Origin of the sequence: Blastomonas sp. (assembly GCF_030373265.1) — a bacterium.
Classification (GTDB): domain Bacteria; phylum Pseudomonadota; class Alphaproteobacteria; order Sphingomonadales; family Sphingomonadaceae; genus Blastomonas.
The window spans coordinates 1-20015 of the sequence record NZ_JAUCZC010000037.1 but is presented as its reverse complement, the minus strand read 5'-3'; the positions used below and the strand labels follow the sequence as shown (position 1 = coordinate 20015).

The 20015-nt window shown below is 64.1% G+C and carries 15 protein-coding genes and 1 pseudogene; 8 read left to right on the top strand and 8 right to left on the bottom strand.

The features are described 5' to 3' along the window. Positions 1-2 precede the first annotated feature (2 nt). Both QUV11_RS16035 and QUV11_RS16030 read left to right on the top strand, forming a co-directional pair. Positions 3-704 carry an NAD-dependent deacylase gene (locus tag QUV11_RS16035; protein ID WP_300883890.1) on the top strand — a complete coding sequence of 234 codons (702 nt, stop codon included), beginning with the start codon at positions 3-5 and terminating at the stop codon, positions 702-704. Positions 705-863: 159 nt separating this feature from the next. Next, entirely contained in the window at positions 864-1943 is a 1080-nt protein-coding gene (locus tag QUV11_RS16030; protein WP_300883889.1) for a choice-of-anchor A family protein, read from the top strand. A 54-nt stretch (positions 1944-1997) separates the two neighbouring features. Here QUV11_RS16030 and QUV11_RS16025 read toward each other — a convergent pair whose 3' ends face one another. The 5 genes from QUV11_RS16025 to mutM all read right to left on the bottom strand — a co-directional run bounded on the left by QUV11_RS16025 (position 1998) and on the right by mutM (position 6854). Then, positions 1998-2405 (bottom strand): MAPEG family protein, encoded by a 408-nt coding sequence (locus QUV11_RS16025; protein ID WP_300883888.1) that lies wholly within the window; start codon positions 2403-2405, stop codon positions 1998-2000. Positions 2406-2431: 26 nt separating this feature from the next. Then, positions 2432-3202, bottom strand: coding sequence for a HesA/MoeB/ThiF family protein (locus QUV11_RS16020; RefSeq protein WP_300883887.1), 771 nt, complete (start codon positions 3200-3202; stop codon positions 2432-2434). Positions 3203-3343: 141 nt separating this feature from the next. Next, positions 3344-4765, bottom strand: coding sequence for a chromosomal replication initiator protein DnaA (gene dnaA / locus QUV11_RS16015; protein ID WP_300883886.1), 1422 nt, complete (start codon positions 4763-4765; stop codon positions 3344-3346). Positions 4766-5611: 846 nt separating this feature from the next. Further along, positions 5612-5875, bottom strand: coding sequence for a 30S ribosomal protein S20 (rpsT, locus tag QUV11_RS16010; protein WP_289620227.1), 264 nt, complete (start codon positions 5873-5875; stop codon positions 5612-5614). Positions 5876-6041: 166 nt separating this feature from the next. Further along, positions 6042-6854 (bottom strand): bifunctional DNA-formamidopyrimidine glycosylase/DNA-(apurinic or apyrimidinic site) lyase, encoded by an 813-nt coding sequence (gene mutM / locus QUV11_RS16005; RefSeq protein WP_300883885.1) that lies wholly within the window; start codon positions 6852-6854, stop codon positions 6042-6044. A gap of 58 nt (positions 6855-6912) precedes the next feature. Here mutM and QUV11_RS16000 point away from each other — a divergent pair, with 58 nt between their 5' ends. Then, a complete protein-coding gene (locus tag QUV11_RS16000) occupies positions 6913-7644 on the top strand; it encodes a class I SAM-dependent methyltransferase (protein ID WP_300883884.1) in 732 nt (243 codons plus the stop codon). A 154-nt stretch (positions 7645-7798) separates the two neighbouring features. Beyond that, on the top strand, positions 7799-9364 hold the full coding sequence (gene ubiB, locus QUV11_RS15995) for a 2-polyprenylphenol 6-hydroxylase (protein WP_300883883.1): 1566 nt from the start codon (positions 7799-7801) through the stop codon (positions 9362-9364). Between the two features lie 832 nt (positions 9365-10196). Here ubiB and QUV11_RS15990 read toward each other — a convergent pair. After that, positions 10197-10499: a helix-turn-helix domain-containing protein gene (locus QUV11_RS15990; protein WP_017672237.1), complete on the bottom strand. Its 303-nt coding sequence runs from the start codon at positions 10497-10499 to the stop codon at positions 10197-10199. An 80-nt stretch (positions 10500-10579) separates the two neighbouring features. On the opposite strand from QUV11_RS15990, the gene QUV11_RS15985 reads away from it, so the two are divergent. After that, entirely contained in the window at positions 10580-11695 is a 1116-nt protein-coding gene (locus tag QUV11_RS15985) for an NADH:flavin oxidoreductase/NADH oxidase (RefSeq protein ID WP_300883882.1), read from the top strand. A gap of 89 nt (positions 11696-11784) precedes the next feature. Here QUV11_RS15985 and QUV11_RS15980 read toward each other — a convergent pair whose 3' ends face one another. Then, positions 11785-12819: a hypothetical protein gene (locus QUV11_RS15980; RefSeq protein WP_300883881.1), complete on the bottom strand. Its 1035-nt coding sequence runs from the start codon at positions 12817-12819 to the stop codon at positions 11785-11787. Positions 12820-12982: 163 nt separating this feature from the next. On the opposite strand from QUV11_RS15980, the gene QUV11_RS15975 reads away from it, so the two are divergent. Next, positions 12983-13597, top strand: a complete 615-nt coding sequence (locus tag QUV11_RS15975; protein WP_300883880.1) for a phosphatase PAP2 family protein — start codon at positions 12983-12985, stop codon at positions 13595-13597. A gap of 4 nt (positions 13598-13601) precedes the next feature. On the opposite strand, the gene QUV11_RS15970 is transcribed toward QUV11_RS15975, so the two are convergent. Continuing rightward, positions 13602-14249 carry a YoaK family protein gene (locus QUV11_RS15970; RefSeq protein WP_300883879.1) on the bottom strand — a complete coding sequence of 216 codons (648 nt, stop codon included), beginning with the start codon at positions 14247-14249 and terminating at the stop codon, positions 13602-13604. Positions 14250-14592: 343 nt separating this feature from the next. On the opposite strand from QUV11_RS15970, the gene rpoB reads away from it, so the two are divergent. Then, a complete protein-coding gene (rpoB, locus tag QUV11_RS15965) occupies positions 14593-18714 on the top strand; it encodes a DNA-directed RNA polymerase subunit beta (RefSeq protein WP_300883878.1) in 4122 nt (1373 codons plus the stop codon). Between the two features lie 117 nt (positions 18715-18831). Then, positions 18832-20015: pseudogene (locus tag QUV11_RS15960) on the top strand (DNA-directed RNA polymerase subunit beta'); the annotation flags it as partial.

The window sequence follows — 20015 nt, the reverse complement described above, 5'->3', positions numbered from 1 at the left end:
CTATGGCAAAGATTCCCAGCATCGTCATCCTCACCGGCGCCGGCGTGAGCGCCGAAAGCGGCATCGATACCTTCCGTGCAGAAGGCGGGCTGTGGGAACAGCACCGGGTGGAGGATGTTGCAACGCCCGAAGGCTTTGCGCGCGATCCCGATCTGGTGCTGCGTTTCTATGACATGCGCCGCGAGGCGATCCAGGCCAAGCAGCCCAATCCCGCGCACGAAGCGCTGGCGCGGCTCGATGCCGCGTGGCCCGGCGAGCTGCTGATCGTCACCCAGAATGTCGACGACCTGCACGAGCGCGCAGGCGCCAGCCGGCTGCTCCATATGCACGGCACGCATCTTACCGCCTGGTGCTTGGCCTGCGATGCGCGGCCTGCATGGCGCGCGCCGCTGATCGATCGCCCTGCCTGTCCTGAATGCGGCACCCCGGGGCAATTGCGCCCCGACATCGTGTGGTTCGGCGAAATGCCCTATGAGATGGAGCGGATCTACGAGGCGGTGGGCAATTGCGACCTGTTCGTCTCGATCGGCACCTCGGGCGCGGTCTATCCCGCTGCAGGCCTTGTCCGCGAGGCGAGGGCGCGCGGCGCGCAGACGCTCGAGCTCAACCTCGAGCCCAGCCAGGGCAGCCATTTCTTCCACGAATCGCGCCACGGCCCGGCCTCGCTGCTGGTGCCGGAGTGGGTGGATGAGGTCTTGGGCTAGCTCGGCTGCTGCAACTGGGAAGCGGCCATTGCTGCGGTGACTCGGAGGCCGTTCTCCGTCCCATGGGCTCATATTTGACCGTTTGGTCCCAAAACATCCATTTGGTTAACAAATTGGCCTGGAAACCTGTATGGCCCGCGCTCAACAGGAGTTTCTGCAATGCTTACGAAGTCCCGCCTGAGTGTGGGTGCTGTCGCCCTCTCGCTAATTTTACTGCCTATCTCGGCGTTTGCGAAAACGCCTGTCGGCCCAGGGGCTCTGAGCGAATGGAACCTGATCGTCCTGGGTGATCTGAACTCGAATTCCGAGGTCGAAGGCCGGACCTTCGTCGGCGGGAACTTGAGTGGTAACTCTTCGAACTACAACACAAAGTCGTCCGATGCGTCTGCCAATGCACAACCGGGCCTGACTGTCGTCGGCAATGTGACTGGCGGACACAAGAACCTGAACAATGCCTCGGGTGCGGTGATCGGTGGCAATGTCGAGAGCGGGTTCAACCTAAACGGAGCCCCGCAGACCGTGCAGGTGGGCGGCTCGATCGCGAACACGAACGTCAACCAGAACAAGGTCATATCAGGCCTGGCCGCCAGCAATCCGGCTTTTGCGCAGGATCTCCAGCAGACTGGCAGCCTGGTCAAGTCGAGCATGCTCGACCTGTCGCATGACCTGGCCGCACAGCCTTCGACCAGTGCGCTGGTGATTAAAGGCAATCGCGGCATCTTTTCTGCCCAGCCGGACGCCAGCGGAAATGCCGTATTCAACATCACGTCGGACAATCTCAATGCGATCGGGGAAATCCAGTTCGACCTGAACGGTGCGGACACGGTGATCGTCAATGTATCGGGCGCAAACATCGTCCTGAACGACAATTTCCTCGGCGGCACGAAGAACCTGGGCAAGAATGTGATCTGGAATTTCCCGGATGCCAAAACCCTCGATCTCAGCACGGCCTGGGGCGGATCGGTGCTGGCGCCCAGCGCAGATGCCAAGACAGGCAATTATATCCAGGGGTCCGCCGTATTCGGAAACCTCCTGCAGCAAGGCGCGATGCAAAACGGTACCTATGCGGGCAGCTATTGGCCGCCCCAGACCGGTTCGTCGGGCGGCGGCATCGGCGGAAGCAGCGGAAGTTCGGGTGACGCAATATCGGTGCCAGAACCCGGTATGCTCGTTCTGATGGCGCTGGCGCTGGGTGCGCTGTTGTTTGCTCGCCGCAAGCGAAAGGCGATAGCCGCATAACGGGGCAAGAGGCTTCCGGGCCCGCCCGCAGCGCCCTGAATGCGCGGGAAGGCTTCAGCCGTTCACCGTCACCACCAGGAACAGCGTCCAGCCGATCGCGATCGCATACGCGATCCAGGTGCCGATCACGCCCACGGCGCGGGGCAGCGGCGGCTTTCCGGCGCTGTGCACCTGGTGCAGCCCGATGATGTGCGCGGTGCGGGCGCCCAGGAACAGCACCGCGAGCGCGGTGAGCGGCCAGTGGCTGGCGTTGGCCATTTCGAGCAGGCCGATCAGGATCACGAACAATGGCGCATGTTCGGCCAGGTTGCCGTGCGAGCGGCTGGCGCTGACCAGCCCCTGATCGCCTGCATCCCCGAACGCGGCCTGGGCGCGGAAACGCGCGCGGACGGTAGCAATCGCGGTGGCGAGCAGCATGATCGCGCAGATCGCGGCGGTCAGAGCGGTGATCGGCAGTGTCATGATGGGCCCCCTGTTGGAAGCGGCGACTATGCCGCCGGGGCGCTATCCCCGCAAGCCTTGCAGGCCGGGTCCTTGGCGATCTTCAACGTGCGCCAGAGCGGCTTCAACCCGTCGAACAGGTGGAGCTTGCCCGCAGGATCGTCGCCGAAGGCCGTGACCACGCGCACCGCCTCCATCGCCGCGAAGCTGCCGATCAGCCCGACCATCGCGCCGAGCACGCCCTGTTCGGCGCAGGTGTCGCAGTCCTCGGCGTCGAACGCATCGCCGACAAAGCAGCGGTAGCACGGCGCGTCGGCCAGCCAGCCGCGGAAGGTTCCGATCTGCCCCTGGAAGCGCCCGATCGCGGCGCTGACCAGCGGGATCTGCAGGCCGGTCGCGGTGTCCGACACCAAAAGCCGGGTGGCGAAATTGTCGGTGCCGTCGAGGATGACATCGGCGCCGGTGAGCAGCTCTGCAGCATTGGCGAGTGTGATCCGCTCGGTGATGGCAGTGACCTCGAGCTCGGGGTCGAATGCCCGCACCCAGTTCGCGGCGACCACAGCCTTGGGGCGGCCGACATCGGCAGGCGTGAACAGCGTCTGTCGCTGCAGGTTGCTGAGGTCGACGACATCGTCATCGATCAGCGTCAGCCGCCCGATCCCGGCGCCTGCCAGATACTGCAGCGCCGGGCAGCCGATGCCGCCCATGCCGACCAGCACGCCATGCACTGCGGCCAGCTTCGAGACACCGACGCCGCCGATCTCGGGCAGCACGATGTGCCGGGCGTGGCGCTCAAGCTGGGTGGGGGTGAGGGGCATGCAACGACAATCCTGTTCGGCGGCGGTCATCCCGGACAGGGCCCGTCATTCCCGCGTTCGCGGGAATCCCGCTTCGGCGGTGCTATAGCGGGATTCCCGCATTCGCGGGAATGACGAAAATCGCTGGCGAAAGGTGAACGCTCAGCTCTCGAGCTGCTGGAGCAGCGCCCGGACGTCGCCGTCCATATCCGCATCGCGGGTGCGCAGGTCCTCGATCAGGCGGACCGCGTGGATCACGGTCGAGTGATCGCGTCCGCCGAACTTGCGGCCGATCTCGGGGTACGAGCGCGGGGTTAGCACCTTGGCGAGATACATCGCGACCTGGCGCGGACGCACGACGGCACGCGCGCGGCGCTTGGAGGACATTTCGGAACGATCGACCTTGTAGAACTGGCACACCGCGCGCTGGATCTCGTCGATCGTGATCCGCCGGCGGTTGGCGCTCAAAAGGTCGGAGAGCTGTTCTTCGGCCAGCGGCAGCGTCACGCTCTGGCCGGTGATCTGGGCATAGGCCATCAATTTGTTGAGACCGCCGACCAGCTCGCGGACGTTGCGGCTGATGGTGCGCGCGAGGAACTCGATGACGTCCTCGGGGACCTCACCCATCCGCATCGTGGCGATGCGGGCGCTGATGATTGCGCGGCGCAGCTCGATATCGGCGGGCTGGATATCGGCGACCAGACCCATTGCGAGGCGTGAAAGCAGGCGCTGGTCGACCCCGTCGAGCGCCTGAGGGGCGCGGTCCGAGGTGACCACCAGCCGCTTGCCCGCGCCCAGGATGGCATCGATGGTGTGGAGAAACTCTTCCTGCGTCGAGTTCTTGCCGATGATGAACTGGATGTCGTCGACCAGCAGCATGTCGAAGCCGCGCAGCCGCGCCTTGAACGCCATCGAATCGCCACGCTGGATGGCGCTGACGAAATCGTTCATGAACTTTTCCGCCGGGCAATAGCAGATGCGCGCGCCCGGATTGACCTCGGCAAAGGCGTTGCCGATCGCGTGCAGCAGATGGGTCTTGCCCTGGCCGGTGGCGGCCTTGAGGTAGAGCGGGCTGAACAGCGGCTTTTCCATGGCTGCCATGCGCTGCGCAGCGTTGAACGCCAGCACATTCGACTGGCCGGTGATGAAGCCGGTGAAGACCTGCGAAGGATCGAGCGAAATGCGGTTGCCGGTCTCGGACATCGCAGGCCGCGGGGCAGGGGCGATCGGCTGCGGTGAAAGCGCGCGCGGGCGAGCCGCATCGGCTTCGCGCGGGGCAGCAGCGATGGTCACGCTGCGCACTTCGGGGCGGACGATCTTCCACGCCAGCGCCAGCCGGTCGGCAAAGCGTTCGCGCACCCAGTTGGCGGAAAATTCGGACGGCAGATGCAGGTTGAGCATGCCCGAGCCGGGCTCGAAGCTGCCGGGGCGAATCGGACGGATCCACTGCGTGTGAATCTGTGCGCCCAGATCCTTGCGCAATCCTTCGCTGATTTCGTTCCAGTCGGCGGCCCAATCAGCCGCGCCGTTCGAATCACTCATGTCGATCATGCCGGTAACAGCCACTTCTTGGTTCTTGGTCATTGCTGACGACACTCCGGCAGCGCGAGACTGCGCCGAAACCGGGATTATTCGGGGTTATCGATTCCGGGAGCAGCTTGCTGGCCCATCCCGATGTGTTGCCCCCTCTAGTGGATGCTCCCTCGACCCGAGGCGGGCCTGCCGGTGCGCGCGGGCATCAGCCAGGCGGGCGGCAAAAGGGACGACGGCATGCAAAGCAGACCGGTGAGCATCGATTCGAACGTCAGTTCCTGTGGCAGTCCGACCCTGATACGCAAAACTTGCTACCTCCCCCACATCTGCAGCGACAGCGGGCCATCGGCCCGTTGCCTCTCATCCATCCCCGCCCGAACCGGCCGACCCCTGGCCTGCCGGGCTGCGACGCCCCCTCATCCAGCGCACAGAACACCTGCACGAAAGGCTGATCGCCCGTCGAAACGTCGTGTTCCATCCGTTGTTGCAGTGGAGAGCCATGCATGATTGCCCGCTCTCTGGAGTGTGATGTAGCGACGAAAAAACGAGTCGAGCAAGAGCGCCGGGGTAAAAAAAATGAAATAAAGGCGCTTGACTCGGTTAACGTCTGGATATTGCTTGATTCACCGTAATAACCACGCATTTTCAAGTAGTTAGAGCATGAGGCGTGGTGCTGCCAAATGCGAATCGCGGGAATTGCTTGGCTTTGTCTTCAGCGCGGGTGACGGTTTTGTTACGCCACTGTCACACGTCCGTCGCGATGTTACACAAGGTTGCACGTGTGCATGCAACACGAAAAATCCGCCGACCAGGACTGGACGGCGGACAATCGTTTGACGAGAGCGCAAAGAGCGGCTGCCAAGGCGGGGCAAAGCCCGCCCGCACCCGGTCAGGACGTCAGCTGAGAGCGGCGACGCGCTTGGTCAGGCGCGAGAACTTGCGCGATGCGGTGTTCTTGTGGAGCACGCCCTTGGCGACGCCGCGGGCCAGTTCAGGCTGCGCGCTGGCAAGTGCTGCCGAAGCGGCTTCCTTGTCGCCGGCTTCCAGAGCCGATTCGACCTTCTTTACGAAGGTGCGGATGCGTCCGATGCGGTTGCCATTGACAATCGCACGACGGTCGTTCCGGCGGATGCGCTTCTTGGCTTGCGGCGTATTGGCCATAAGTTCTCACACGTCTTTCTTACAGGCGATCAAGGCATGATCGGTCGATTTCGGGTAAAAGCATTGGGCCGCGATAAGGCTCTGCCCGCGCTTTGAAGCCGCTGCCGTTAGCGATTATCGGCTGGCGCGTCAACGCCAGAATGCCGCACCTCCCAGGAAAGCCGCATCATTTCTGACAGGTCGGGCACCAGAAGCTGGACCGCCCCGACTGGACGGTGCGCACCACCGTGCCGCCGCACGGGCAGGCCTCGCCCTCGCGCCCGTAAACCCGCCATTGCTTGGCGAAATAGCCCAATTGGCCATCGGGCCGGGCATAATCGCGCAGGGTCGATCCGCCCGCCGCGATGGCATCGACCAGCACCGCTTTGATCGCCGCGACCAAGGGTTTGAGCTTGGCCGGGCCAATCTGTCCTGCCGCGCGGAGCGGAGAGATTCGCGCCATGTTGAGCGCCTCGCAGACATAGATGTTGCCCAGCCCCGCAACGATTCGCTGGTCGAGCAACATGGCTTTGATCGGCGAGGCGCGGCCCTTGAGCCGCTCGCGCAGGTACGCGGGGGTGAAATCGTCGCCCAGCGGCTCGGGGCCCATCGCGGCAAAGCTGGGAAAGCTGGCGATCGAGGTGGTCTCGATGAGATCGACCGAGCCAAACCGGCGCGGATCGAACAGCGAGAGCACGTGACCCGAATCGGTCTGCATCACCAGATGGTCGTGCGTGCCGATGTCTTCTGGGTCGATTCGCCAGCGGCCCGACATGCCGAGATGGAAGATCATCGAATCGCCGCGGTCGGTTGCGATCAGCCCGTATTTGGCACGGCGGCCCAGGCTGACGATCCGTGCGCCGGTCATCCGCTGGCCCAGATCGACCGGGAAGGCGCGGCGCAGATCGGCCCGGCGGGTGACCACGCTGGTCAGCCGCACATCCTGCAGCACGGCGGCCAGTCCGCGCACGGTGGTTTCGACTTCAGGGAGCTCTGGCATGGAAATTCAACCGATATCAGTCTTTGCGCAAGCGACAAAGATGCTTACATGCGGTGCCATGAGCGAGACAGTGCCCTTTGGCTATCAGGATATCGACCCGGCAGAAAAGCAGGGCCGGGTTGGCGGCATCTTTTCGAGTGTCGCGAGCAAATACGACGTCATGAACGATGCGATGTCGGGCGGCATGCACCGGCTGTGGAAGGACCGCTTCGTCCGCCGGGTCAAGCCGCGCGCGGGCGAGGACATTCTCGATATGGCCGGCGGCACCGGCGATATCGCCTTCCGCATGGTCAAGTCGGGCGCCAACGTCACCGTGGCGGATATCAACCAGGACATGCTCGATGTCGGCATCGACCGCGCGGTCGAACGCGGCGAGGACCGGCTGGTGTGGTCGTGCCAGGATGCCGAACACCTCAAGTTCCCCGACCGCTGCTTCAACGTCTATACGATCGCGTTCGGCATCCGCAACGTGACGCATATCGACCAGGCGCTGGCCGAGGCGCACCGCGTGCTGCGCTATGGCGGCCGGTTCTTCTGCCTCGAATTCTCCACGACCGAATGGTCGGGCTTCGGCGAGGTCTATGACGCCTATTCGCATCATCTGATGCCGCGGCTGGGCCAGATGATCGCGGGCGATGCCGACAGCTATCGCTATCTCGCCGAATCGATCCGCCGTTTCCCCAAACCGCCGGTGTTCGAGCAGATGATCAAGGACGCCGGGTTCGTATCGACCAGGGTCGAGCCGATTCTGGGCGGCGCGGTGAACATCCACAGCGGCTGGAAGGCGTGATGTGCCACTCAGCCGTTGAGCAGCGGCTTCAAACTATCGCAAACCCCTCCCCTTCAGGGGAGGGGCCAGGGGTGGGGGAGGCCTCGCAGAGCACGTCAGCTGCTCTTTCAGGCCCCACCCCAACCCCTCCCCTCAAGGGGAGGGGCTCTTCTAGGTGACCGCCCCGCGCACGCATTTTTTCCGGCTCCTCAGATGGGGCCGTATCCTTGCGCGGCATGGCGCGCTCAAGGGGCTCGAGGCTGCGCCGCAGACCCCGCCCGAGGTCCGCCGCCTGTTCCGCATCGCGCGGCTGGGTGCGCGGGTTCCCGCCAAGCCCGATTATGCCGGTGCCTTCCGCGCGATCGGCCCGGCCGCGATCAAGCTCGGCCAGACGCTCGCCACCCGTCCCGATCTGGTCGGCGAAGAGGCCGCGAACAATCTGCTGGAATTGCAGGACAGCCTGCCGCCGGTGCCGTTCGAGCTGATCCGCGCCGAGATCGAGCTGGGGCTGGGCGGTCCGCTCGAGCGCTTCTTCACCCATGTCGATCCGGTGCCCGTCGGCGCCGCCTCGATCGCGCAGGTGCACCGCGGCACCACGATCGAGGGCCGCGATGTCGCGATCAAGGTGCTGCGCCCCGGCGTGCGCAAGAACTTCGCGCGCGATATCGAGACCTATGAATGGGCCGCCGCGCATCTCGAGGCGCTGGGCGGCGAGGCGACGCGGCTGCGGCCGCAGCTGACCATCGCCAACTTCAAGCGCTGGACGCTGCGCGAGCTCGATCTGCGCCGCGAGGCCGCGAGCGCGTCGGAACTGGCGAGCGCGATGGACGGCCATCCTGGCTATCGCGTTCCCGGCATCGACTGGGACCGCACCTGCGGCACCGTGATGACGCTCGAATGGATCGACGGCATCAAGATCTCGAACCGCGAGGCGCTGATCGCCGCGGGGCATGACCTGCCCGATCTCGCGCGGCGGCTGGTGCTCGCGTTCCTGCGCCAGGCGATCGCGGGAGGCTTCTTCCATGCCGACATGCACCAGGGCAATCTGTTCGTGGCGCCCGATTCGACCATCGTCGCGATCGATTTCGGCATCATGGGGCGGATCAACCGGCAGGCGCGGTTCTGGCTGGCGGAAATCCTCTACGGCCTGACCACGGGCAACTACAAGCGCGTCGCCGAGATCCATTTCGAGGCGCAGTACGTGCCGAGCTATCACAATGTCGACGAGTTCGCGACCGCGCTGCGCGCCGTCGGCGAGCCGATGCGCGGCAAGCCGGTGAGCGAATTGTCGGTCGGGCAGATGCTCGACGGGCTGTTTGCGATCACCCGTGATTTCGACATGAAGACCCAGCCGCACCTGCTGCTGCTGCAAAAGACGATGGTGATGGTCGAGGGGGTGGCGACGCAGCTCGACCCGCAGATCAACATGTGGGACGTTTCCGCACCTTATGTGCGCGATTGGATCCGCGGCGAACTGGGGCCCGAGACGTTGCTCGCCGACCGGATCAACACCGATGTCGCGACATTGCTGCGGCTGCCCGATCTGGTGCGGCGTCTCGAAGAGCAAGTCCCCAAAAAGGGCGGCGCCCCCGAACCACCACCAATCCCGCATATCCCGCTGATCTGGGACAGGAAGGTGCGCGTGGCCGGAACTGGCGGCGGGGGCTTCTGGAGCCATCTGGCGGCGTTGATCATCGGCGCGGGGGCAGGCGCTGCGGCGTTGTTCGCTTGGGTGCATTGAGCTGAAGATTGCTCTCTCCCCTTGAGGGGAGAGATACGCAGGCTTGCCAGCTCGCTGGCTAGCCGCAGTTGAGAGGGGGCGTGTCGTCGCCACCTCAGGCGCCTGCCTCCCTCCCAACCCTCCCCCCTGAAGGGGAGAGGGCTTTTGCGGCCCGCGCTCCACGCTCCCGCCAGCGACCCAACGCCACCCCAGCCGGTCCCCTGCGAAGGCAGGGGCCCATCTCCCGACCGCTGCGCCTGGTGAGGGGGCAGGAGATGGATGCCTGCCTTCGCAGGCAACCGGGAGTAGGAAGAGCTAGCTTGCCCACCCCCGCTCATCCTGAGCCGTGGGCTTCAGCCCGCGAAGTCGAAGGACCCGCGCCCACGCTGGCCGTATAGCGGGGCCTTCGACAAGCTCAGGCTGAGCGGAGGGGGTGGCGGCCTTGGAGGGGGCGCAGAAAAAACCTGCCATTTCGCTATCGACCCTCTTGCTGACATGGGACGATTGCCACAGAATTGCCGCATGGACGATACTAAACCAGTGGCCGTGGGAAGGGTTGAGCAGTGGGCGCGATGGACGTTCTGGCCCGCAATTTTTCTTACAATCGCATGTCTCATAATGCTGTTTGCCGGCGCGTCAGATAGGGTTTGGCAGTGGTTTTTGCCCACATACCTACTCATCGGCATGCCAATCATCGTTGAGGCATTCGTTAGCGACTGGACGCGACTACGGCGCCTTTGGCGCTACTGGAGGGGCGGGTCCGACGACTGGACCTAACCGTCAACTATCTACCCAATACCCGCCATGCGCGCGTTCCGGCCCGTATCCTGAAACCGGCCAACCAGCCGCAACCCTACCCCTTCACCCCCAAAACCGCATCCAGCAATCCCGGAAACCGCTTGTCCACCTCCTCGCGCCGCAGCGTGTTCATGTGCTGCACGCCGGCGATGCGCGTGTGCACCAGCCCTGCCGCGCGCAGGACGCGGAAGTGGTGGGACATGCTCGATTTGGGGCGGCCGCCGTCCAAGGCCGCGCAGCTGGCTTCGATCTCGCGGTCGAGCTGGCGGACGATGTCGAGGCGCACGGGGTCGCTCAGCGCGTGCAGCGCGTGCTCGATGGTGACGGTGGCAAGGTCGGGATGCTGATAGGTGCGCATGCCACCCATATAGCATGGCGGTCTTGTAAATCCTATAGTTCGATTATATACGTACTATCATAACAACCACAGGATTTCTCATGACCGACCAGACCCCCGCCAAAACCCCCGCGCTGTTCGAGCCGTACACGCTCAAGTCCGTCACCCTGCGCAACCGCATCGCGGTGTCGCCGATGTGCCAGTATTCCGCCGAAGACGGCGTGCCCAACGACTGGCACCGCTCGCACCTCGTCTCGCTGGCGCGCGGCGGCGCGGGGCTGGTGGTCGCCGAGGCCTCGGGCGTCTCGCCTGAAGGCCGGATCACGCCGGGCTGCACAGGCCTGTGGAACGACGAGCAGCGCGATGCGTTCGCGCCGATCGTCGCCGAGATCAAGGCGGCAGGCGCGGTCCCCGGCATCCAGATCGCGCATGCCGGACGCAAGGCCAGCGCCAACAAGCCCTGGGAGGGCGATGACCATATCGCCGAGGGTGACGCGCGCGGCTGGGAAACCGTCTCGCCGTCAGCCATCGCCTTCGGTGGTGGCCTTCCCAAGGTGCCGCGCGAAATGACGCTGGCCGATATCGAGAAGGTCAAGGCCGACTATGTGAGCGCGGCGATTCGCGCGCGCGAGGCCGGGTTCGAATGGCTGATGCTGCATTTTGCGCACGGCTATCTGGCGCAGAGCTTCTTTTCGAAGCACTCCAACCAGCGCACCGACGATTATGGCGGCAGCTTCGAGAACCGGTCGCGCTTCCTGCTCGAGACCCTGGAAGCCGTGCGCGCCGTATGGCCCGACGAGTTTCCGCTGTCGGCGCGCTTTGGCGTGATCGAATTCGATGGCAATGACGAGGAAACGCTCAGCGAGTCGATCGAACTGGTCAAGCTGATGAAAGACCGCGGGCTCGACTTCATCGATGTCAGCATCGTGTTCTCGACGCCCGAAGCCAAGATCCCCTGGGGTCCGGCGTTCATGGCGCCGATCGCCGAGCGGGTGCGCAAGGAAACCGGCGTTCCGGCGGCGACCAGCTGGTATATCGGCACCTCGGAAAACGCCAACCGCATGGTCGAGACCGGCCAGGTCGATCTGGTGATGATGGGCCGCCCAATGCTGGAGAACCCGCACTGGCCGTATCAGGCTGCGCGCGAACTGGGCAAGGACAAGCCCAGCTGGACGCTGCCTGCGCCGTATGCGCACTGGCTCGAGCGCTATCGCTAAACCTCTTCAACGACTGACGACACAAGGAAGGCGGGGATTGCTCCCCGCCTTCTGTCGTTTCCGTCTGTCCCGATCAGGGGTTTGCGCTATCAGGCTGCGCTCTGCATCGGATAGCTGGTGCGCAGCAGCCAGATCGCGCGACGCTTGCGGTTGGCCCGCGTCTTGAACGGATTGTCGCGGCTGGGCTTCTGCGCGATCATCTCCTCCACACGGCGCTCGTCCACGGTCAGAGTGTCGCGCGCTACTACAGGCGCACGTCGTGCCATCGGACGGGCGGCGGCCATCGGTGCCACGGTCGGCGTCTGCATCACCGGTTCGTCGAAGCGTGCGGTCGAGGGTGCAGGCACCGGAGTGGTGATCCCTGCTTCGCTGCGACCCGGTTCACGGTCCGCTGCGCGCGCTTCTGCCATTGCGCGGGCACTCTTGCGGGTCCGGCCACGGCTGAGCGCAATCGCGCCACCACCGATGCCCAGCAGGGCGAGCAAGCCGGCCATCCAGCTCCAGACGTCGCCGCTTCCCGAGTTGCCCTCGGCACCGGTGATTTCGGGTTGCGCAGGCGCGCTGGCCACAGGAGCCACAGGCACGACGGCGGTCGTTTCTTCGCTCACCGGTGCGGCGTCAGCGAGCGGCGCTGCTGGCGCCTCGGTGCTGGCCAGACCCTGAGTCGGTTCGGGTGCGGTCGGCGCAGCGGGTGCAGCCGTGGGAGCCGCCGCACGCTGAGCGGGAGTGGCTCGCGGAGCAGGGGGCGGCGACGCCACGATATCTGCACGCGGTGCGATCGTGGTAACGGGGATGCCGCTGGTCGCCGGGGGAGCGACGGGAGTTGCCATCGGCATCGGGTTCCCCGGCAGCGAGGCCGCGGGCGGCAGCGCATTCGGGGTCGGCGCGGCCGTCGTCGGAACGGCAGGCTGGCCCGAAGGCACCTGCACCTGCGGCGTCTGCGTCGGGATGGATCCGGTCGGGGGGATCGTCCCGGTCGGGCTGATCGGCTGCATTGCCTCAGGCTGCGGCAGCGCCGGCATGGTCGCCGGAGCTTCCTGTGCCAGCAGCGGGGTTGCGGTCAGGGCAAGAACTGCGGCAATCGCGGCCCTCGCCGGGCGAATGGGGTGGGATGTGTGTGTCATGGTAATCCAGTCAACGCACGGCTTGCACAAAACCGTTCAACCTGACCGGCGCAAAGCCCGGCCAGATGACGCCAGCGGGCGGCGAGCGGATGAAATGGGTCTGGATTGCATACCTAAAAACTGCCAATTGACCGTGTCAAGCCGCGAACGGGATTAGTGTCGGATGCGCATTTTTAGTCTGGTTCTGCTTGTCCTCGTCTTGGGTCTGGGAGGTGCCAACTGGGTGCTTCAAGGTCCGCTGCCGCTCGATTTCGAAATTACCAGGCTGCTGCAGACTGTCGTCGATGCTCGCTCGGTCTGGATCGATGGCCTGTCGCAGACCGCGGGATGGCCGCTGATCGTGGTGAGCACATTGGTCGCTGGGCTGTTTGCCGCGTCGCTGGCGAGGCTGCCGGGCGCAGCGGCGCTGATCGGCGGCGTCATCCTCGCGATGGCGAGCGAGCGGCTGCTGCGGCTGGCGATCGATGTGCCGCGCCCCTCGGCCGAACTCGTCGAGGTCGCCAAGGCCAGCGCTTCATCCGGGCTGCCCTCGACCTTTGCCATCTTCTATGGCGCAGCATGCGGCGGGCTGATCCTGCTGGCCCGGCGCAAACGCGGGCGCGAGGCGATGTCGGTGCAGGTCGTGGCGTGGGCGCTGCTGGTCATCGGCTGCGCAGGACGCGTCGCGGCGGGGGCGCATTGGACCAGCCAGGTTGTCGCCAGCGCGGCTTTGGGCGCTTTGGCAGCCATTCTCGCGGCGCGGCTTGCGGGGCTGCAGACCAGAGGCGCGCGGCGCTGAACCGCTAGTCGTGCAGCGCAAAGCGCGGCAGGCAGGCGATCAGCGCCAGGATCAGCCCGATGGCAGCCGCCATCCAAAGCGCCAGCAACCCCCAGTCGAGATAGGCCAGCACGCCAAGCCCCGCGCCGCCGACCATGCCGGTCCACAGCAGCAGATGCGGCACCCAGGCCCATAGCTGCCCGGCATGGTGGATGCGCGACAGCGCCTGGCCGAGTTTGACCAGCGTCCCGGTCATATAGGTGAGCCCGATGCTGACCTGGCCCTCGCGCTGGAACACGGTGTTTTCCATTCCCATCGCCAGCAGGGTAAAGCCCACCGCCAGCACCCCCAGTCCCGCCATGCCCAGCCCCGCGGCGGCTGCAAGCAGCATCACCACGCCCAGGATCGTCAGCGGCAGCCGGGTTCGGGCAGGGCACAGGCTGCCGGCGACATTGCCGATGATCACACCGAGCACGAAGGTTGCGATCATCGCGGCGGCGATCCCGGCAATCCGCCCGTCGGTGAACAGCCCCACCGCCATCCGGGTCGAGTTGCCGGTCATGAACGCGGTAAAGAAGCCGCCGGTATACAGAAACCCGATCGCATCGACGAACCCGGCCAAGCCCGCAAGCGCGGCGGCAAGGAACCAGTGGTGGCGCTGATAGCGGGTCATGCGCTTTCAGCCATAGCGCCGTGCCCGGATTTGCGCCACCGGGATACCATCCGAACGATGCGGCAAAGCGAAGGTCGGGCGGTTTGACAAGTCCAACAGCCGGCCCTATATCCGGGTCCAACACCAGACATTTCGAGACATGACAGGTTTGCGCGGACCTGCCGAACGAATGAGATGTCGGGCACCAATTCAACGCGATAGGCTGCAGTTCATGGGCACCCATGGGCTCGCGGCCTTTTGGCGTCTCTGACGCCGCGAATATGAATATCGACTTGCACGAAAAGGCGAACACACAGCTATGGCAACCAAGGCACGAGCAACGGCACAGCAGAAGCCGACTCCCATGAAGCGCATCCGCAAGATTTTCGGCGACATCCACGAAGTCAGCGAAATGCCGAACCTGATCGAGGTTCAGCGCGAAAGCTACGAGCAGTTCCTGCGTTCGGATCATTCGATCGGCTATATCTCCGGCCTTGAAAAGACGCTGCGCAGCGTGTTCCCGATCCGCGATTTCGCCGGCACCGCCGAGCTCGATTTCGTGCATTACGAACTCGAATCGCCCAAATACGACGTGCAGGAATGCCGCCAGCGCGGGATCACCTATGCAGCTCCCATGAAGGTGACGCTGCGTCTGATCGTGTTCGAGGTCGACCAGGAAACCGAAAGCCGCTCCGTGCTCGATATCAAGGAGCAGGACGTCTATATGGGCGACATGCCGCTGATGACCGGCAACGGCACCTTCGTGATCAACGGGACCGAACGCGTCATCGTCAGCCAGATGCACCGTTCGCCGGGCGTGCTGTTCGATCATGACCGCGGCAAGACCCACTCATCGGGCAAGTATCTTTTTGCCGCCCGCGTCATTCCGTATCGCGGTTCGTGGCTCGATTTCGAATTCGACGCCAAGGACATCGTCAACGTGCGTATCGATCGCAAGCGCAAGCTTCCGGTCACCTCGCTGCTGTATTCGCTCGGCCTCAACGACGAGGAAATCCTCGACCATTTCTATGAAAAGGTCGTCTACGAGCGCGGCACCGGCGGCTGGAAGATTCCGTTCGTGCCCGAACAGTGGCGCGGTCTGAAGCCTGCGTTCGACATCGTCGATGCCTCGACCGGTGAAGTCGCGTTCAAGGCCGGTGACAAGATCACCCCGCGCGCCGCGACCAAGGCTGGCAAGGACGGCCTCGAAACGCTGCTGATCCCGACCGAAGAAATCTTCGGCCGCTACAGCGCCTATGACCTGATCAACGAGAAGACCGGCGAGATCTACATCGAGGCTGGCGACGAAGTCACCGCCGAGAACCTGGAAAAGCTCGACAAGGCCGGGATCGATCAGCTGGTGCTGCTCGACATCGACCACGTCACCACCGGCCCGTGGATCCGCAACACGATGAAGGCCGACAAGGCCGACAATCGCGACATGGGTCTTGATGCGATCTATCGCGTCATGCGTCCCGGCGAGCCGCCGACGCGCGAAACCGCCGATGCGCTGTTCGAAGGCCTGTTCTTCGACTCCGAGCGTTACGACCTTTCGGCCGTGGGCCGCGTCAAGCTCAACATGCGCCTCGAACTCGACTGCGAGGACACCGTCACCACGCTGCGCCGCGAGGACATTCTGGCGGTCGTCAAGACTCTGGTCGACCTCAAGGACGGCAAGGGCGATGTCGATGACATCGACAACCTCGGCAACCGTCGTGTGCGTTCGGTGGGCGAGCTGCTGGAAAACCAGTATCGCGTCGGCCTGCTGCGCATGGAGCGTGCGGTCAAGGAGCGCATGAGCTCGGTCGATGTCTCGACCGTGATGCCCAACGATCTGATCAACGCCAAGCCTGCGGTTGCCGCGGTGCGTGAATTCTTCGGCTCGTCGCAGCTGTCGCAGTTCATGGACCAGACCAACCCGCTGGCCGAAGTCACCCACAAGCGCCGCGTTTCGGCCTTGGGCCCAGGCGGTCTGACCCGCGAGCGCGCAGGCTTCGAAGTCCGCGACGTTCACCCGACCCATTATGGCCGTATCTGCCCGATTGAAACGCCCGAAGGGCCGAACATCGGTCTGATCAACTCGCTGGCCTCGTTCAGCCGCGTCAACAAGTACGGCTTCATCGAAACCCCGTACCGCAAGGTTGTCGATCACAAGGTGACCGACGACGTCGTGTACCTGTCGGCGATGGAAGAGGCCAAGCACACGATCGCGCAGGCCAACGCCGAGCTCAACGACGACATGGGCTTTGTCGAGGACATCGTCTCGTCGCGTCAGGCCGGCGAATTCCTGATGGCGCCGCGCGACATCATCACCCTGATGGACGTCAGCCCCAAGCAGCTGGTCTCGGTCGCGGCATCGCTCATTCCGTTCCTGGAAAACGATGACGCCAACCGCGCGCTGATGGGATCGAACATGCAGCGTCAGGCCGTGCCTCTGGTACAGGCCGAAGCGCCGTTCGTCGGCACCGGCATGGAAGAAACCGTGGCGCGCGATTCGGGCGCTGCGATCGCAGCCAAGCGCGCCGGGATCGTCGATCAGGTCGATGCCACCCGCATCGTGATCCGCGCCACCGGTTCGGTGGATTCGGGCCGCTCGGGCGTGGACATCTACACGCTGCAGAAGTTCCAGCGGTCGAACCAGAACACCTGCATCAACCAGCGTCCGCTGGTGAAGGTGGGCGAGGTGATTTCCGAAGGCGACATCATCGCCGATGGTCCGTCGACCGATCTGGGCGAACTCGCGCTGGGCCGCAACGCGCTGGTCGCGTTCATGCCCTGGAATGGCTACAACTACGAAGATTCGATCCTGATCTCCGAGCGCATCGTCAAGGACGACGTGTTCACCTCGATCCATATCGAAGAATTCGAAGTGATGGCCCGCGACACCAAGCTGGGTCCTGAAGACATCACCCGCGACATTCCCAACGTCGGCGAGGAAGCGCTTCGCAACCTCGACGAAGCGGGCATCGTCTATATCGGTGCGGAAGTGCATCCTGGCGACATTCTGGTCGGCAAGATCACCCCCAAGGGCGAAAGCCCGATGACCCCGGAAGAAAAGCTGCTGCGCGCGATCTTCGGCGAAAAGGCAAGCGATGTGCGTGACACCTCGCTGCGTCTGTCGCCGGGCGTATCGGGCACGGTCGTGGAAGTCCGCGTGTTCAACCGTCACGGTATCGACAAGGACGAGCGCGCCCTGGCGATCGAACGCGAGGAAATCGAGCGTCTGACCAAGGACCGCGAGGACGAACGCGCCATTCTCAACCGCGCCACCTACAACCGTCTGCGCGAAATGCTGGTCGGTCAGGTCGCGGCTGCCGCGCCCAAGGGCGTCAAGAAGGGCGATGCGATCACCGAAGAGCTGCTCGAGGAAGTCGAGAAGCATCTGTGGTGGAAGTTCGCGGTCGAGGACGATGCGGTTCAGTCCGATCTGGAAGCCGTCAAGGTCCAGTACGACGAAGCCGTCACCCGGATCACCGAGAAGTTCGACGATCGCCGCGAGAAGCTCGAGCGGGGCGACGAGCTGGCGCCGGGCGTGCTCAAGATGGTCAAGGTGTTCGTCGCGGTGAAGCGCAAGCTGCAGCCGGGCGACAAGATGGCCGGACGTCACGGCAACAAGGGCATCATCAGCCGCATCCTGCCGATCGAGGACATGCCGTTCCTCGAAGACGGCACGCATGTCGACTTCGTGCTCAACCCGCTGGGCGTTCCCAGCCGCATGAACGTCGGACAGATCTTCGAAACCCATCTGGGCTGGGCCGCACGCGGTCTGGGCCAGCAAATTTCGAAGGCGCTGGACGACTGGCGTGAGGCCAATCCGAACCCCGAAGCGGGCGCTCCGCCCGACGCGCTGCGCGAGAAGCTGAAGTGCGTCTATGGCGAAGATTACGACGCCGAGATCGACAGCCGCTCGGATGAAGGCGTGGTCGAACTGGCCGGCCTGCTGCGCAACGGCGTTCCGATGGGCACCCCGGTGTTCGACGGTGCGCGCGAGGCGGACGTTTCGCGGATGCTGGAGCGGGCGGGTCTCGACCCCTCGGGCCAGGTCGATCTGTACGACGGCCGTACCGGCGACAAGTTCGACCGCAAGGTCACCGTGGGCTATATCTACATGCTCAAGCTGCATCACTTGGTGGACGACAAGATCCACGCGCGTTCCATCGGTCCCTACAGCCTCGTCACCCAGCAGCCGCTGGGCGGTAAGGCGCAGTTCGGTGGACAGCGCTTCGGGGAAATGGAGGTCTGGGCCCTCCAGGCCTATGGCGCCGCCTATACGCTGCAGGAAATGCTGACGGTGAAGTCCGATGACGTCGTCGGCCGCACCAAGGTCTATGAGGCGATCGTCAAGGGTGACGACACCTTCGAGGCCGGCATTCCTGAGAGCTTCAACGTTCTGGTCAAGGAAATGCGCTCGCTGGGTCTCAACGTCGAGTTGAACTCCATCGATGCGTTGCCCGATCCGGACGAGATTGCGGAAGCCGCGGAGTAAGAACTACTCCCCTCCCCTTCAGGGGAGGGGCCGGGGGTGGGGCCGTAGCTGGCTCCATCCGATCATTCCCCACCCCAACCCCTCCCCTGAAGGGGAGGGGCTCGGAAGGCGAAAAAAATGAACGAACTGACCAAATTCAACAATCCCGCCGTCAAGCCCGAAACCTTTGACGAGATCCAGATCGGCCTTGCCTCGCCTGAGCGTATCCGTTCGTGGTCGTTCGGCGAGATCAAGAAGCCCGAAACCATCAACTATCGCACATTCAAGCCCGAGCGTGACGGCCTGTTCTGCGCGCGCATCTTCGGTCCGGTGAAGGATTACGAATGCCTGTGCGGCAAGTACAAGCGGATGAAGTACAAGGGCATCGTCTGCGAAAAGTGCGGCGTTGAAGTCACCGTGACCAAGGTGCGCCGCGAGCGCATGGGTCATATCGAGCTCGCCGCGCCTGTCGCGCATATCTGGTTCCTGAAGTCGCTGCCTTCGCGCATCGGCCTGCTGCTCGACATGCAGCTCAAGCAGCTCGAGCGCGTGCTGTATTTCGAAAGCTATGTCGTCATCGAGCCGGGCCTCACCAGCCTAGAAAAGTACCAGCTGCTGACCGAAGACGAGCTGCTCGACGCGCAGGACGAGTTCGGTGAAGACGCGTTCTCGGCCGGAATCGGTGCCGAAGCCGTGCGCCAGATGCTGATGGACCTCGACCTCGAAAGCGAGCGTGCCGATCTGCTGCAGGAGCTCGAGACCACCAAGTCCGAGCTCAAGCCCAAGAAGATCATCAAGCGCTTGAAGGTCGTCGAAAGCTTCATCGATTCGGGCAACCGCCCCGAATGGATGATCCTCGAAGTCATCCCCGTGATCCCGCCCGAGCTGCGTCCTCTAGTGCCGCTCGACGGTGGCCGCTTTGCGACCTCCGATCTCAACGATCTGTATCGCCGCGTGATCAACCGCAACAACCGTCTGAAGCGGCTGATGGAACTGCGCGCGCCTGACATCATCGTGCGCAACGAAAAGCGCATGCTGCAGGAAGCCGTCGATGCGCTGTTCGACAACGGCCGTCGCGGCCGCATCATCACCGGCGCCAACAAGCGTCCGTTGAAGTCGCTGTCCGACATGCTCAAGGGCAAGCAGGGCCGCTTCCGTCAGAACCTGCTCGGCAAGCGCGTCGATTATTCGGGCCGTTCGGTCATCGTGACCGGTCCCGAACTCAAGCTGCACCAGTGCGGCCTGCCCAAGAAGATGGCGCTCGAGCTGTTCAAGCCGTTCATCTACGCGCGTCTCGATGCCAAGGGTCTGTCGATGACCCT

Coding starts and splice junctions, on each gene's coding strand:
- QUV11_RS16000 (WP_300883884.1), top strand. CDS start 6,913: ATGAGCGAGACAGTGCCCTTTGGCTATCAGGATATCGACCCGGCAGAA.
- QUV11_RS16030 (WP_300883889.1), top strand. CDS start 864: ATGCTTACGAAGTCCCGCCTGAGTGTGGGTGCTGTCGCCCTCTCGCTA.
- QUV11_RS15990 (WP_017672237.1), bottom strand. CDS start 10,499: ATGCGCACCTATCAGCATCCCGACCTTGCCACCGTCACCATCGAGCAC.
- QUV11_RS15970 (WP_300883879.1), bottom strand. CDS start 14,249: ATGACCCGCTATCAGCGCCACCACTGGTTCCTTGCCGCCGCGCTTGCG.
- QUV11_RS16025 (WP_300883888.1), bottom strand. CDS start 2,405: ATGACACTGCCGATCACCGCTCTGACCGCCGCGATCTGCGCGATCATG.
- QUV11_RS16020 (WP_300883887.1), bottom strand. CDS start 3,202: ATGCCCCTCACCCCCACCCAGCTTGAGCGCCACGCCCGGCACATCGTG.
- rpsT (WP_289620227.1), bottom strand. CDS start 5,875: ATGGCCAATACGCCGCAAGCCAAGAAGCGCATCCGCCGGAACGACCGT.
- dnaA (WP_300883886.1), bottom strand. CDS start 4,765: ATGACCAAGAACCAAGAAGTGGCTGTTACCGGCATGATCGACATGAGT.
- QUV11_RS16035 (WP_300883890.1), top strand. CDS start 3: ATGGCAAAGATTCCCAGCATCGTCATCCTCACCGGCGCCGGCGTGAGC.
- mutM (WP_300883885.1), bottom strand. CDS start 6,854: ATGCCAGAGCTCCCTGAAGTCGAAACCACCGTGCGCGGACTGGCCGCC.
- rpoB (WP_300883878.1), top strand. CDS start 14,593: ATGAAGCGCATCCGCAAGATTTTCGGCGACATCCACGAAGTCAGCGAA.
- QUV11_RS15980 (WP_300883881.1), bottom strand. CDS start 12,819: ATGACACACACATCCCACCCCATTCGCCCGGCGAGGGCCGCGATTGCC.
- QUV11_RS15975 (WP_300883880.1), top strand. CDS start 12,983: ATGCGCATTTTTAGTCTGGTTCTGCTTGTCCTCGTCTTGGGTCTGGGA.
- QUV11_RS15985 (WP_300883882.1), top strand. CDS start 10,580: ATGACCGACCAGACCCCCGCCAAAACCCCCGCGCTGTTCGAGCCGTAC.